The following is a 14,436-nucleotide window of genomic DNA, read 5'->3' as shown; positions in this document are numbered from 1 at the left end:
CATGGATACCGTGTCTCCTTTCCCGGGGAATGGCTATGGCACAGCGAAGGTGTAGCACTATTGGGATCAGTTATTTAGAGTTAATTGACTGCGGTACTTCAAATCCTATTGTAGCCACTATTAAACATGGGATTAACAATGAGGATGAATTACAGGAAATATTACAGTCAAATGTAATAATATCATCCGCATCAGCCCTTTCTCTTTTCTCCAATCAAAATCTTTCAAAACTGACAAGTGTTTGTACACATCTTATTGTCGATGAGGCTCACCATATCACTGCTGCCACTTGGGCGAGGATTAAATCTCATTTTGAAAACAAACCAATATTTCAATTTACTGCAACCCCGTTTAGGTCAGATCGCACAAGAATTGGTGGAAAAATAATATTTAATTATCCACTAAAAAAAACTCAAGAAGATGGATATTTTAAACCTATCGAATTCCACCCAATTCGGGAGTTTGTTGAGGAAAAATCAGACGCAGCGATTGCCAAAAAGGCTATATATTTGATCAGGGAAGATATAGCTAATGGTTTTGATCACATAATGATGGCAAGAGCAAGTACAATTGAACGTGCAAAATCTATTTTTAAAATTTACTCTAATGAAAAAGATCTTAATCCTGTTTTAATAAACAGCCAGACAAAAAATAAAAAAGAGGTTTTGGCTGCCATACGAAACAGAGAACATAAAATAATAGTATGCGTCGATATGCTAGGTGAGGGATTTGATCTGCCTCAACTAAAAATATCGGCATTACATGACCCTCACAAAAGCATAAATATAATGCTTCAATTCACAGGACGATTTACTCGCACGACAAAAAATGTTGGCGATGCAAAATTCATCGCTAATATTGCCAATCCCAATATGAGTGATAGTCTTGAGGAACTTTATAAAGAAGACTCTGACTGGAATAGTGTCATCAGCGATATCAGCTCACGAAAAATCCAAGATGAGAGAGAATATCATGAGTTTAGGTCTGAATTCTCCACCCCGAGCAAACTATTGGATTTAGGTCTAACACCCAGCATAAGCTCTACAATTTATAGAGTGAGCTTAGGAAAATGGCAACCAAACAATTTTATATCATTTGGGAACAAACATTTTCAAATAGTCGACTCTACCATTAATGATGACCAAGACATTCTGATATTCTCTGTAAAATCTTTTCTGCCAGTTGGCTGGACTAGCTCAAAAGAGCTTTTTGATGAATCATGGGATTTATATATCGCGTATTACAATAAGGAATTAAACCTCCTATTTATTCACTCTTCTGCTAAAGATGGATTAGTAAAGCGCTTGGTTAAACTAGTCGCTCCTGATGCATCTCTAGTTCAAGGTGAGTATGTTTTTAGAGCGCTTGCGGGACTAAAACGGTTAAAACTACAAAATGTTGGCCTTAATAAAAACAAGAGAGGCCTGCGTTATTCTATGCATACCGGAACTGAAGTAAATGACCAAATTCCAGATATAGAAGCCAACAGAGCAACTAAATCCAACATTTTTGGTAAAGGATATGAAAATGGGGAATTAGTTAGTATAGGCTGCTCTCATAAAGGGAAAGTCTGGGCCATGGACAGTGACTCTCTGGATAAATGGATTACTTGGTGCAAAAATGTCGGTAAAAAAATTCTTGATGACTCAATAAACACTAACGAAGTAATGAAAACGGCAATGCAAACTGAAGAATTGGATAAATATCCTGACTTACATCCTTTATCTATCGAATGGCCCGTTGAGTTACTAAGAAAAAATGAATTAAAGGTCACAGTTCTCTCCGATACTTGGGAGGAAAAATTAATACAATGCGAATTAATATTGATAGACAAGACTAACATTGATAATAAATCAATGACAATAGGAATAAAAACTCAGCATGGTACTAACTTAATAACAGCAAAAATACATAAAAAAGGTGAGGTTATATTCCACTCCACAGAAAACATAAAAATAAACTTAGGTGATAGCATCATTAATATCACTGATTATTTTAATGAAAACCCACCAACAATTTTCATGTCAGACACTTCTGTAGTTGATGGAGGCCTAAGGTATTATCCCAATGAAAAATACGCTTACCTTTACGACAAAAACAATGTTGAGGATTGGGAATGGGCTGGTGTAGACATATCTATTGAATCTCAAACAGAATCAAAAATAAAAAATTCAATTCAATACTATACAATCCAAAGATTATTAAATCACTATGACATAGTATTTGATGATGATGGTGCAGGTGAAGTAGCCGACATAGTAGCAATAAAAAACATTGATAATAGAGAACTTGTAATCGATCTATTTCACTGCAAATATTGTACAAGATCCAATGGTATAGCAAAACCTGGAGCAAGGGTTGATGATGTATATCAAGTTGCGGGACAAGCAGAAAAAAGTGTCAAGTGGCTTGGTGACAAAGAGAATCTAATTTTACGTTTGATGCAACGTGAACGTAGTCGCTTAAAAAATGGCAGAACATCAAGAATAGAAAAGGGCCAGTTTGAAGATTTAGTACAATTAGCAAAAATCGCTAGATATGCATCTTTTAAATGTGGAATCTCTGTTGTTCAACCTGCAATATCAAAAAGGATAATATCTGACGATCAGTTGACAGTATTAGGTGCCACTGCAGCTTATATAGATGAAATAAGTGGTATAAAACTGAGAGTAATTACAAACATTTAGCACTGCGTTTAATATTTTAAAGTCAAACCTAAATAAAAACCGCAGCCTTGAGCTGCGGTTTTTATTTCTATTCCCCAAACACTTTTTCACTCAAGCCAAAGCCCTATTTCCCCAACCCCTTGCACTGCTCTCCCCCTGCGGCGGGATAGGCGGTGAGCGTCTCATAGAGGGCGGCGCGCAGGCTGCCGGATTGGCAGAAGTCGCAGCTGCCGCCAGCGTCGATATCGGTGATGCGAGCTCCTTGCGGCCCCTCCTTCACCAGATAGGTGCTGACAAAACGGTAGGTGCCGCTGGGGGCGTCGAGCGGGGTGCCCGGCTCGCCAAAGGTGAAGCGCACCTTGACCTCGCTGCGCTCCCGGCTGCCGGCGATGACGCGAGACGAGAGGATCTCCGAGCCCAGCAGGTTATCCCAGGCGTTGGGCAGGAAGGGGTTGCCCTCGACGAAGGGGGGCTTCTCGTCTGGGGCTCCGCGAGTGGCTATCTCCCGCGCCTTGGAGGCGGCATTGAGCAGGCAGAGCAGCTCGGGGGAGACGATGTTGGGCAACGCACCGCCCAGGTCTGCCTGATAGAGGCCGCTCGGTTTGACTTGGCGCTCCCAGTCGAGAAACTCGGCCACCTTGGCGCGTACTTGGGCCTGCATATCGGGGGCAGTGGCGGCCACAGACAGCCCGGACGCCAGCAGAGGCAGGGCCAGAAACGGCATCCAGTTCAACTTCATGACGTCATCTCCTTGTTATTCTTGAAAAACAGAGCCTCCATCGGGCCGGTTTATGCCGTATATTGGCCCTCTCCCTACCACAAAGGAACTGCCTCTTGAGACCCTATCCCGCCCTGTTGCTCTTGCTGGCAACCACTGCCGTTCAGGCCGAACAGGATTGTACTGCGCCGGTGACACAAACCGACATGAACATCTGTGCGTTTCAGGATTACTAGCGAGCCGATGCCAAGCTCAATGCCGCCTATAAAAAGCGGGTTGCCCCCCTGGAGAAGGCACAGCTGGAGAGGCTGAGAACTGCGCAACGGGCCTGGATCACCTTTCGCGATGCCCAGTGCCGTTACGAGGCCGGCGTCTATGAAGGGGGATCAATGGCGCCCATGGTCCACAGCAGTTGTCTCACCCAGTTGACCGAGGCGCGCACCAAAGACCTGAGCACACTGCCGGACCAGCCATGATCAGAGGCGCCAACCAGGTCAAGTAGGAACTGGGGGCAAGTAACAGACGGCTTGCAGGCACTCCGGTGAGTAATGATGCGAGCCCCCTCACCCTGACCCTCTCGCCAAAGGGGCGAGGGGATCAGACCGCAGGATGCCGAGGCTTCGGCAGGCCACAAACAAAAACCGCAGCCCAAGGACTGCGGTTTTTTTATTGGCTCAACCGGTTTGCCTAGGCGCCAACAAGGCCAACCGGCCTTAGGCACGGCGCCAGCTGGTTTTGCCAGCGCTGTCTTCCAGCACGATACCCATCTCGGTGAGGCGGTTACGGGCGGCATCCGCCGCGGCCCAGTTCTTGTCGGCGCGGGCCTGATTGCGCTCGGCGATCAGGCGCTCGATTTCGGCGACCTCTTCGTCCGCCTCAATACCCTTCAAGAAAGCATCCGGATCCTGTTGCAGGATGCCGAGCACGGCGCCCAGCTCCCGCAGACGGGCACCGAGGCCGGCGGCGACAGCGATGTCTTCGGCCTTCTGGCGGTTGATCTCGCGCACCAGGTCGAACAGGGCAGAGTAGGCTTCCGGGGTGTTGAAGTCATCGTCCATGGCATCTTTGAAGCGAGCCACCTGCTCGTCACCACCGGCAGCAGCGGCCAGCGGCAGATCGCGCAGAGCGGTGTACATGCGCTCCAGGGCGGCGCGGGCTTGCTTCAAGTTATCTTCCGAGTAGTTGAGCTGGCTGCGGTAGTGACCGGACATCAGGAAGTAACGGACGGTTTCGGCGTCATAGTGGGCCAGCACGTCACGGATAGTGAAGAAGTTGCCAAGGGATTTGGACATCTTCTCTTTATCCACCATCACCATGCCGCTGTGCATCCAGGTGTTGACGTAGTCGCCGCCGTGGGCGCAGCAGGACTGGGCAATCTCGTTCTCGTGGTGCGGGAACTGCAGATCGGAGCCGCCACCGTGGATGTCGAAATGGTTGCCAAGGTGCTTGGAGTTCATGGCGGAGCACTCGATGTGCCAGCCAGGGCGACCCGGGCCCCAGGGGCTGTCCCAGGTCGGCTCGCCCGGCTTGGACATCTTCCACAGCACGAAGTCGAGCGGATTGCGCTTGGCATCCACCACGTCGACCCGGGCGCCGGCCTGCAGCTGCTCCAGATCCTGGCCCGAGAGCTTGCCGTAGTCGGCGTAGGACTCGACGATGAACATCACATCGCCGTTGTCCGCCACGTAGGCGTGCCCTTTTTCCAGCAGAGTTTCAACCAGGGCGATGATCTCGCCGATGTGCTGGGTGGCGCGGGGTTCGATGTCCGGACGCACCATACCGAGGGCGTCGAAATCCTGGTGCATGTCGCCGATGAGGCGCTCGGTGAGATCGTCACAGGTCACGTGCGTTTCGGCGGCGCGCTTGATGATCTTGTCGTCCACGTCGGTGACGTTGCGCACATAGGTGAGGTCGTATCCTGCATAACGCAGGTAGCGAGCGACGACGTCGAAGGCGACGAAGGTACGGCCATGGCCGATATGACAGTGATCATAGATAGTGACGCCACACACATACATGCCCACCTTGCCCGGGTGGATAGGTTTGAATTCTTCTTTTTGACGAGTGAGTGTGTTGTATATCTTCAGCATCTTATGACCACTGCCTGTGAGTAAAATGGCCTGCCATTCTAACCGCATCCGGTATAGAAAACGAGGCAGAAAAAGCCCCCTCTCCCCCCTGCCATCTATGCCGCAGGGCCTTGATGGGCTAGAATTGCCACCACTTTATGCCATACACCTGCGGGCACTTTGCTGCCCGCGTCAAAATGAAAGGACAACTCATGGTTACTCTGCACACCAACCACGGCGACATCACCCTGACCCTGAACGCGGAAAAAGCCCCGGAGACCGTGGCCAACTTCCTGCAATACTGCCGTGACGGTCACTACGACAACACCATCTTCCACCGCGTCATCGACGGCTTCATGATCCAGGGCGGCGGCTATGCCCCGGGCTTCGAAGAGAAAGAGACCCGCGCTCCCATCAAGAACGAGGCGGCCAACGGTCTGTCCAACAAGGTCGGCACCATCGCCATGGCCCGCACCATGGAGCCGCACTCCGCCAGCGCCCAGTTCTTCATCAACGTGAACAACAACGACTTCCTGGACTTCAAGTCCGCCACCACCCAGGGCTTCGGCTACTGCGTGTTCGGTGAAGTGACCGCCGGCATGGACGTGGTCAACAAGATCAAGGGCGTGAAGACCGGCAACTACGGCCGCATGCACCAGGACGTTCCGACCGAAGACGTCGTCATCACCAAGGTGACCCTTGCCGAGTAATCCCTGCCGGCCAGGCTCTGATACCACTGCGGCCCCGGCCGCAGTTTTTCCATCTGCCGCCCCCAACTGGCGCCGCCTCGACTATCTGGCCCAGGGCAACGAACGTCAGCGCTCGGCCCACGCCCTGCTGAGCGGCGGCCTGTGGGATGAGCTTGGCCCCCTGTGCAACGATCTGGCCTTGGTGAGCACGATCGCCATCGGGCTGGATAGGCCCGGCAGCGATCTCGACATCCTCTGCCAGCATCCGGATCCGGCCTTCCTTGCCGCGACACTGGCAGCACAAGGCTGGCAGGTGCGAAGCAAGGGCGAACAGGTCTGGATCGCCGAGCAGCGACGCCACGGGCCAGATGGCCAGTGCTGGCCAGTCGAGCTCTACCTCACCCCAGATCCCCTCGAGGCGTGTCATGGCTGGCGCCACCTCAGCCTGATGGCCGCCCTGCTTGAGCGCTTTGGCGCCCCCTTCCACCGGGAGGTGCTGCGCCTGCGTTTTGATGAAGGGCTCAAGGGGGAAGCGGCCATGTGCCGCCTGCTGGGTCTGTCCGGCGACCCTTACGAGGCGTTGCTGACCCTGGAGGGCGTCAACCTTGCGGGGCTCTGCTGCCCTTCCCTCCCCCACCCGCTCGACGAGCAAGGTCACAGGCCTTGTCCGCCCCCAGGCGGGACTCTCTTACCATGATGCCCAGGAACTCATGAGCACCCTCTTTATCAGTGACATTCACCTCAGCCAAGGCAGGCCCGACATGACGGCGGCCCTGGTGCGCTTTCTGGCCGAAGACGCGCCCGGGGCCGACGCCCTCTATGTGCTGGGGGATCTGTTCGAATTCTGGATTGGGGACGACGACCCCAACCCGCTCCACCGCGAGGTGGCCGCTGCCTTTCTCGCCCTAAGCCAGCAAGGGGTGCCCCTCTATTTCATTCACGGCAACCGCGACTTCCTCTTGGGGCGCCAGTTTGCCAAGCGGGCCGGCATGACCCTGCTCGGCGACCCCTGCGTCATCGAGCTGTACGGCGAGCGGGTGCTGCTGAGCCACGGGGATCTGCTCTGCACCCGGGACGAGGGCTACCAGAAGTTTCGCCGCATCACACAACTCAAGTGGCTGCGCTGGCTCTTCCTGCGCCTGCCGCTCTCGCGCCGCCAGGCCATCGCCCACAAGATGCGCGGCCAAAGCCAGATGGAGAATGCCCACAAGAGCCAGATCATCATGGACGTGACCCCGGAGGCGGTGGACGAGATGCTGCGCCAGCACGGCTGCCGCCTGATGATCCACGGTCACACCCACAGGCCCGCCATCCACGACTTCACCCTGGATGGGCGTGCGGCGCGGCGCATCGTGCTGGGGGACTGGTTCGAGCAGGGGTCGGTGCTGGTGTGCTCCCCCGCCGGGCAGCGCCTCGACACCCGCGCGCTCGGCTGAGGCCCTCTGCCTGCCATGGTCATGAGCGAGTCTCATATGACCGTTTCTGACTCACGCCGTGCTGCCGTGGGATACAAGCAGGATCCCTGCATATACTCTGGTTCTCTGCACACAACGAGGAGATGACCATGGGATTTCTTACTTGGGTGGTACTGGGGCTGATCGTCGGCATCCTGGCCAAATGGATCATGCCGGGCAAGGATGGCGGCGGTTTCTTCATGACGGTGATCCTGGGGGTGGTCGGCGCTATGGTAGGGGGCTATGTCAGCACCCTGCTCGGGATGGGAACGGTCACCGGCTTCAACCTGCCGAGCATCATCATCGCCACCGTTGGCGCCCTGATCGTGCTGTTTGTCTACAACAAGCTGCGCAGCTGAGACGCAGCCACCCATCGATGCGAGGGCGCCACTGGCGCCCTCGCTGTTTTCAGCCCCGCTGGCGCCAGCTTGTCTCGACTACCCGATCTCATCCACTCGTTTCGTCCCTTCGGTGCCGCGCTTGCATTATTTCTAGTTGAGGCGTCTAATAAGCCCCATGCAAGCCAATGACCCCCTGCCCCGCCGCCCTCGCGGCCGCCCTGCCCAGCACGGGCACACCTATGCCGATACCCGGGATCTGTTGATCCGCCGGGGCATGGAGCTGCTGACCGAGCAGGGCATCGCCGCCACCTCCATCGAGCGGGTGTTGCAGTCGACCGGGATCCCCAAGGGCTCCTTCTATCACTACTTCGCCACCAAGCACGACTTCACTCTGGCGGTCATGGATGCCTATCACCACTACTTCTGCCGCAAGCTGACGCGCTATCTGGAGGATGAGAGCCTGCCCCCCCTGGCCCGTCTTGTTGCCTTCGTCGACAGCGCCTGCCGGGGCATGACCCGGTTTGCGTTCCAGCGGGGCTGCCTCGTGGGCAATCTGGGTCAGGAGGTGGTGCAACTGTCCCCCGAGCTGCGCCTGCGCCTTGAGCAGATCCTCCTCGACTGGGAGGCGCTGCTCGCCCGCTGCCTGAGGGACGCGGTGACGGCGGGCGAGCTGCCCCCTGATTGCGACTGCCCCGCCCTCGCCCATCAGTTCTGGATCGGCTGGGAAGGGGCCGTACTGCGCGCACGCCTGGTGGGCGATACCGAGCCCATGCTCTCTTTTCTCAATTTTTTCATGAAGTTAGCAAAGTGATTTTTTTACGAAGATTAATAGTCAGTCAGTCCAATTAATGGGAGTAGACAAGATGTTCAACGGTATTCTGATCGAGAAAGACGAGGCGGGTTATCGCGCCAGCTACCAGAGCCTCTCCGAGGAGATATTGCCTGCCGGGGATGTGACCGTGGCGGTACAGTGGTCTTCCCTCAACTACAAGGATGGCCTGGCCCTCACCGGCGCCTCCCCCGTGGTACGCCGCTTCCCTCTGATCCCCGGCATCGACTTTGCCGGTACCGTGCTGGAGAGCCAGCATCCCGACTGGCACCCCGGAGACAAGGTGGTGCTAAACGGATGGGGCGTGGGCGAGACCCACAGTGGCGGGCTGGCAGAGCGGGCACGGGTCCGGGGCGACTGGCTGGTCGCCCTGCCTGAGCGCTTCCAGCCCCGGGACGCCATGGCCATCGGCACCGCAGGGTACACCGCCATGCTCTGCGTGATGGCGTTGGAGAAACACGGCATCACCCCCGGTGACGGTGACATTCTGGTGACGGGCGCCAACGGCGGTGTGGGCAGCGTGGCGATCACCCTCCTGGCCAAGCTCGGCTATCGGGTCGTGGCCGCCACCGGGCGGCTGCACGAGGCCGACTATCTGACGTCCCTCGGCGCCGCCGAGGTGATCGATCGCGCCGAACTGGCCGCGCCGGGACGCCCGCTGGGCAAGGAACGCTGGGCCGGCGTCATCGACACCGTCGGCAGCCACACCCTGGCCAATGCCTGCGCCACTACCCGCTACGGCGGCGCCGTGGCCGCCTGCGGTCTGGCGGGAGGGATGGACTTCCCCTCCACCGTCATGCCCTTCATCCTGCGCGGCGTCACCCTCTATGGCATCGACAGCGTGATGGCACCGCGCCCGCTGCGCCAGCAGGCCTGGGCCCGACTGGCCGAGGATCTCGACCTGACCCGCCTCCATCTCCTCACCCGGGAAGTACCCCTCTCCCAGGTCGTGACCCTGGGGGATGCCTTCCTGGCAGGCCAGGTGCGCGGCCGGATCCTGGTCAATGTCCAGGGGTGATGACTGACGCGATATGAGCCGGCTCGCCTGACCAGGTCAGGCGAGCCTCTCCAGGGCATTTCGCAGCCACACGGAGCGTCACCCCCCTTCCCATCGTCCATGACAATGGACAACAGATGCGTTCAAACACTCAAGTGCAGGTTTCCCGGACAGAGGGACCGAGACATCTCTATAGGCAGCACCTTCCCGCTGCGCACCCTCCCCCATCGATGCAGACAACCGTCACTCCTCACCGACAAGCCCCTGCCCTGGATACCCGTATTCGCCGAAATGAGGTCCTGTTCGCCCACGACTGCGAACCATTGTCTTGCCCACTGACAGACCCCCGTTAAACAATCGATGCATCGAACAAATAATTCAGAATAGGAATACGTTTTATTTATCACCGCATATAAAAAGGGCGCATCACCTTGTATTAAACCTGTTTTTTGTATGGAAAAGCCCGAATCAAATGACAGGGGTGCATTACACTCAAAACGACGCTTCATACCCAGAAAGTGTGAAGGGTTCGTCAACGAAGAGATGTCGGATGATTCTATTTTCTTGGCTGGGGTGTGCTTATGTTCGACTCGAAACTTAAAAAAGAGCTGGCAGCAGAACGAGAGAGGGCCTTGAAAAGCGAGGCACTGGATCATGCCATGCACGATCATCTTCCCATGATTGAATTCACCACCGATGGTTATATTCTCGATGCCAGCCCGCTTTTTCTTCATTCCGTCGGCTACTCCCTCAATGAGATCGTGCAGCAGCATCACGCCATGTTCTGCATGAAAGAAGATACCGACTCTCCCTCCTATCGGGAATTCTGGCGAGATCTGGCAAATGGGCACAGCCAGCATGGCACCTTCCACCGGGTTGGCAAACAAGGCAAGGAAATATGGCTGGAAGCCACCTATTTCCCCGTCAGCCAGGGCGGAAAAATAATCAAGATCATCAAAATAGCGTCAGATGTGACAGTGCAACATGATCTGCTCATGACTCAAAAAGCAATATTTGAGGCGCTGGATCGCTCCCTTGCCGTCATCGAGTTTGAACCGACTGGTGTTGTTATTTCCGCCAACCGTAATTTCCTGGATACCATGGGCTATCGACTCGATGAAATTAAAGGCCATCAACATCGCATGTTTTGTGATGAGCTGTTTTATCGGGAACATCCCGATTTCTGGCAGGAGCTGGCTCAGGGGACGTTCAAATCGGGGCGCTTTCAGCGATTTGATAAAAAAGGCCATGAAGTCTGGCTGGAGGCAACCTACAACGCTGTGCGAGGCAGCCATGGCAAGGTGATCAAGGTCATCAAGTTTGCCTCCAATATCACCCCGCAGATCAGCAAAGATCAGGCCGTACAACATGTGGCCAAGGTGGCAAATGAAACATCTGTCACAACCAAATCCTCCGCCATCAAAGGAGAGGAGATGTTGACCACCGTCGTCTCCACTTCGGACAATATTGTCAGGCAGATGGAACATGCCAGCACCTTGATGAGCAAGCTCCACGCTCAATCCCAGAATATCACCGCCATCGTATCCACCATCAGCAGCATTGCAGACCAGACCAACCTGCTCGCGCTCAATGCCGCCATCGAAGCGGCGAGAGCCGGCGAACAAGGCAGGGGCTTTGCCGTCGTGGCCGATGAAGTTCGTCAACTGGCGGCAAGAACCTCCCTATCGACCAACGAAATAGCCAATGTCGTCAGCCAGAATCAGCAGCTCACCAGGCAGGTCAGCGAGCAGATCCAGTCCGCGGCAGACGGCGCCATCCACGGGCAAAAGCAGATCGATGACGTTGCAAAAGTGATGGAGGAGATAAGACACGGAGCAGAAGAGGTGTCGACCATCATCTCGGAACTCTAGATAATTCTGGGAAGCACTCAGGAGCCTGCCATCGAGCAGGCTCTTTGATGTTCACACCAGGGTGTCGTAGCTTGGCACGTGCAGATTCAAGAGATGAACCGGCTCTTCAGGTCGCTGCCATTCTGGCAGTCAATTAGCTAGAAACAAAAAGGCCACTATTGCTAGTGGCCTTAGTAACTCTTTGATTTTAATGGTGCCCGAGGCCGGAATCGAACCGGCACGACGCGAACGTCGAGGGATTTTAAATCAAAGGGCCTCGTTTGCATCTTATTGCATGAAATAGCAAGTAGATGGAGCGAGTGACACCGCTAATTCACAACGAATGGCACCACGTCATAGGGCATCGCATATCGCTTATCACAGAATTCGCAAAGATGAGGGGAATCACCCCCGTCGATACAATCTTTGCAGACCCCTTTCAGGTTCCTTCTGTAACAGTCAAAGTAAACTCAAGCGCAATGAATCCTCTTTGCGCATAAAAGAAAAATATAACATCTTGTTTTTCATAACAAAAACTACAAGGTGTAAGAATCCCATTGGGGATAGAAACTACTGTGTTACTTGCTCTACATTCTTATGGATAGACTCTTACAGGTCAGCTAACCAGTCCTCATCACATCCGCAAAAAACGCACGAAATGGAATTCTCGTCGCTCGCGGTATCTGACCACTACCTCCGGTACTTAGCCAAAGCGGCATAATTTCTACATGCGGATCCAGCTAAGCATGGGGTGATTACCATCGTGATTGACCCTATATATTGTCATCAAGCGTACCTAATTAGATGGCAATCCAAGCTTGTCAAAGAACGCACGGTTACGTTCCTTGGCCGCCTTTACTAACTGATCGAAACTAATCACTTCTATATATGCATGAGATGGCTCGTTATACCCAAAATAACCCATCCCATCAGATGTTATTCGCAAATTGGCTCTACGGCAGCGACGATGCATGGATTCAGTGAGGTCACAAAGCACATAGCAATACCCGGGGATATCCTTGTTCCCGGGTATCGGGCGACCGGATTTTGTCGTTACTTTACCCTCTCGTATTCGCTCTAAATAACCAAGCGCTTGATCAATCGGGTCTTTATCTTCACCTTCACGCATATCGTTGCGCATTGGACGTTTGATTTCGACCACGGTGATAGATGCTAAGGGAAAGCTATTTTGATCATTAACAAGCAGCGGGTTATCAAACACTCTTAGGCTGAGTAAATCTGGTTCCTTTGTCGAATCATTACCAGTAATCGGCATCGCATTCAGAGTTTTGTCGGAAGCCAAATAGTTGTGAAATGCTAAACGTTCGTCGATCAACCATAGATTACAAGAATCCAGTAAAACCTCGCTAGAATCTTTGCGCATTGGCATGATTAGCTCATGAATTATGTCTTCTCGGGCATACTTGCCATCATCCAGTCGCTCGATGGATTTTTGCAGTAGATCAATAATGACCTTTCGATGTGATACGTAATTGGCGAGGTCTGATTTTTTCAGATCTTCAGCTTTTCGCAGATACTGGCTTAGCCGTTCCTTGTATTCCTCTACATGCTCCTCATTTTGAGGTTGCATGATGCCATGACCCTCGCTTATTAACTGTCGCTCGACCTCATACCACTGAGCATGTAGATGTAACTCTAAGTCTTTGTCCGATTTTTCTGGGTCAACAATGAGCTGTTCTTCTGCTACATAGTGAGCAATAGGCCGGTATCGCGGTGCATGATAGTCAATAAAATCATCGACTCGCTTGCGACCCGCCGAGACATTTTCAGCCAAAACATCTTGCAGATATTCTTTAGTGCGTGCGAGCACTGCATCGCGAATATCTTTAAAGCTTACTTCGTTGAGCATGTCCTCTACATTTTCAGTAATATAAAAAGAGGTGCGCTCGCTGCGTACTCGCTCATCGAGGTAGCCTGAAGATACGTAACAGGTATAGGTAAATTCCCCTGATGCATCAGATATTTTGCCGTATAAGCCGGGAATTTTTCCTTGAATAGATTCTTCTTTAACTAATCGATTAGCGGCACACAAGGCTAACTGATGCTTTTTATTTACCGATGCACGAAACTTGATGTGAGTTAGGTCGAACGAATAATCGCGGAGCTTAATGGTTTCGAGAAATGCACTGGCGTGCATATGTTCTTCGAGCAAGAAATCCAGTTCGAAAATCTCACCAGCGTCTTCGACTTGTACATTGGGTGCACTGCCTGGACGAACAAAGTACCAGAGCACATGTTCAAGTAGCTGATTAGCTACTGTTAGCCCTTTGGTTGGTACCTGCTTTCGATAACTTTCATCAAATCCCACCAGTGTGATTTGAGTACCTGACTGCTTCTGGGTAGCTACTTGAACATTTTCACCGTGGACACCTGATTTATCATTAAAGCGAAATACACGTTTTTTAAGCTGGCCATCAACATCGACAAAATGGCTTTCTACTTCGACTAGATCAAACACCTTCAACCACATCAAGCGGCCGACACCTCGGCAGCCTTTGTCAATTTTATGGTCGGAATCCAGTGTTTCAAATGACTTAAAGTTGGTTTCATCAAAACCACAACCATTGTCAGTGATGGTGAAACCTAAAATAGGTGGTAGCGATTTGGCGTCGAAATCTAGACTCCCCTGCGTAGCACGATTGATGCGAAGAACAACCTGACCATTATCGCTACTACCTTTTTCTTCAATCGAGTGAATAGAGTTTACAACCGCCTCAAACACTGGCATCAGGCCGTGGCTCTTTGGTAAAAACGTATTGCGTAAGCGACCTTTGAGATTGGTTTGTAAACTCATATGCCCTC

11 protein-coding genes and 1 pseudogene are annotated in these 14,436 nt (G+C 52.8%); 9 read left to right on the top strand and 3 right to left on the bottom strand.

All coding sequences use genetic code 11. The features are described 5' to 3' along the window. Positions 1-35: 35 nt before the first annotated feature. Entirely contained in the window at positions 36-2,687 is a 2,652-nt protein-coding gene (locus tag PG879_RS04995; protein ID WP_270829865.1) for a DEAD/DEAH box helicase, read from the top strand. Between the two features lie 103 nt (positions 2,688-2,790). On the opposite strand, the gene PG879_RS04990 is transcribed toward PG879_RS04995, so the two are convergent. After that, positions 2,791-3,405, bottom strand: coding sequence for a hypothetical protein (locus PG879_RS04990; RefSeq protein WP_270829864.1), 615 nt, complete (start codon positions 3,403-3,405; stop codon positions 2,791-2,793). Between the two features lie 230 nt (positions 3,406-3,635). On the opposite strand from PG879_RS04990, the pseudogene PG879_RS04985 reads away from it, so the two are divergent. Further along, positions 3,636-3,860, top strand: a pseudogene (locus PG879_RS04985) (lysozyme inhibitor LprI family protein); the annotation flags it as partial. A 237-nt stretch (positions 3,861-4,097) separates the two neighbouring features. Here the strand turns inward: PG879_RS04985 and cysS are convergent. Continuing rightward, on the bottom strand, positions 4,098-5,474 hold the full coding sequence (gene cysS / locus PG879_RS04980; RefSeq protein ID WP_048207952.1) for a cysteine--tRNA ligase: 1,377 nt from the start codon (positions 5,472-5,474) through the stop codon (positions 4,098-4,100). Positions 5,475-5,665: 191 nt separating this feature from the next. Here cysS and PG879_RS04975 point away from each other — a divergent pair, with 191 nt between their 5' ends. The 7 genes from PG879_RS04975 to PG879_RS04945 all read left to right on the top strand — a co-directional run bounded on the left by PG879_RS04975 (position 5,666) and on the right by PG879_RS04945 (position 11,634). Then, positions 5,666-6,163 carry a peptidylprolyl isomerase gene (locus PG879_RS04975; RefSeq protein WP_010675220.1) on the top strand — a complete coding sequence of 166 codons (498 nt, stop codon included), beginning with the start codon at positions 5,666-5,668 and terminating at the stop codon, positions 6,161-6,163. Further along, positions 6,153-6,839 carry a DUF4269 domain-containing protein gene (locus tag PG879_RS04970; RefSeq protein WP_210599808.1) on the top strand — a complete coding sequence of 229 codons (687 nt, stop codon included), beginning with the start codon at positions 6,153-6,155 and terminating at the stop codon, positions 6,837-6,839. Before PG879_RS04975 ends, PG879_RS04970 begins: the two co-directional genes overlap by 11 nt. Positions 6,840-6,852: 13 nt before the next feature. Continuing rightward, positions 6,853-7,578 (top strand): UDP-2,3-diacylglucosamine diphosphatase, encoded by a 726-nt coding sequence (gene lpxH / locus PG879_RS04965; RefSeq protein ID WP_210599809.1) that lies wholly within the window; start codon positions 6,853-6,855, stop codon positions 7,576-7,578. Positions 7,579-7,706: 128 nt separating this feature from the next. Continuing rightward, positions 7,707-7,955, top strand: coding sequence for a GlsB/YeaQ/YmgE family stress response membrane protein (locus tag PG879_RS04960; protein WP_010675223.1), 249 nt, complete (start codon positions 7,707-7,709; stop codon positions 7,953-7,955). A 157-nt stretch (positions 7,956-8,112) separates the two neighbouring features. Then, positions 8,113-8,748: an acrylate utilization transcriptional regulator AcuR gene (gene acuR, locus PG879_RS04955; protein WP_039041196.1), complete on the top strand. Its 636-nt coding sequence runs from the start codon at positions 8,113-8,115 to the stop codon at positions 8,746-8,748. A 52-nt stretch (positions 8,749-8,800) separates the two neighbouring features. Then, positions 8,801-9,784, top strand: coding sequence for an acrylyl-CoA reductase (NADPH) (gene acuI, locus PG879_RS04950; RefSeq protein ID WP_210599810.1), 984 nt, complete (start codon positions 8,801-8,803; stop codon positions 9,782-9,784). 560 nt (positions 9,785-10,344) lie between these two features. Further along, complete coding sequence (locus tag PG879_RS04945; RefSeq protein ID WP_048207956.1) at positions 10,345-11,634, top strand: methyl-accepting chemotaxis protein; 1,290 nt, start codon at positions 10,345-10,347, stop codon at positions 11,632-11,634. Positions 11,635-12,409: 775 nt separating this feature from the next. Here the strand turns inward: PG879_RS04945 and PG879_RS04940 are convergent. Continuing rightward, complete coding sequence (locus PG879_RS04940) at positions 12,410-14,428, bottom strand: hypothetical protein (RefSeq protein ID WP_270829863.1); 2,019 nt, start codon at positions 14,426-14,428, stop codon at positions 12,410-12,412. Positions 14,429-14,436: the final 8 nt, after the last annotated feature.

It is taken from the genome of Aeromonas sp. QDB63, assembly GCF_027707425.1.
GTDB classification, from domain to species: Bacteria; Pseudomonadota; Gammaproteobacteria; order Enterobacterales; family Aeromonadaceae; genus Aeromonas; species Aeromonas caviae.
This window is presented reverse-complemented; position numbering and strand designations above follow the sequence as displayed.

Coding starts and splice junctions, on each gene's coding strand:
- PG879_RS04945 (WP_048207956.1), top strand. CDS start 10,345: ATGTTCGACTCGAAACTTAAAAAAGAGCTGGCAGCAGAACGAGAGAGG.
- PG879_RS04990 (WP_270829864.1), bottom strand. CDS start 3,405: ATGAAGTTGAACTGGATGCCGTTTCTGGCCCTGCCTCTGCTGGCGTCC.
- PG879_RS04995 (WP_270829865.1), top strand. CDS start 36: ATGGCACAGCGAAGGTGTAGCACTATTGGGATCAGTTATTTAGAGTTA.
- lpxH (WP_210599809.1), top strand. CDS start 6,853: ATGAGCACCCTCTTTATCAGTGACATTCACCTCAGCCAAGGCAGGCCC.
- acuI (WP_210599810.1), top strand. CDS start 8,801: ATGTTCAACGGTATTCTGATCGAGAAAGACGAGGCGGGTTATCGCGCC.
- cysS (WP_048207952.1), bottom strand. CDS start 5,474: ATGCTGAAGATATACAACACACTCACTCGTCAAAAAGAAGAATTCAAA.
- acuR (WP_039041196.1), top strand. CDS start 8,113: ATGCAAGCCAATGACCCCCTGCCCCGCCGCCCTCGCGGCCGCCCTGCC.
- PG879_RS04975 (WP_010675220.1), top strand. CDS start 5,666: ATGGTTACTCTGCACACCAACCACGGCGACATCACCCTGACCCTGAAC.
- PG879_RS04960 (WP_010675223.1), top strand. CDS start 7,707: ATGGGATTTCTTACTTGGGTGGTACTGGGGCTGATCGTCGGCATCCTG.
- PG879_RS04940 (WP_270829863.1), bottom strand. CDS start 14,428: ATGAGTTTACAAACCAATCTCAAAGGTCGCTTACGCAATACGTTTTTA.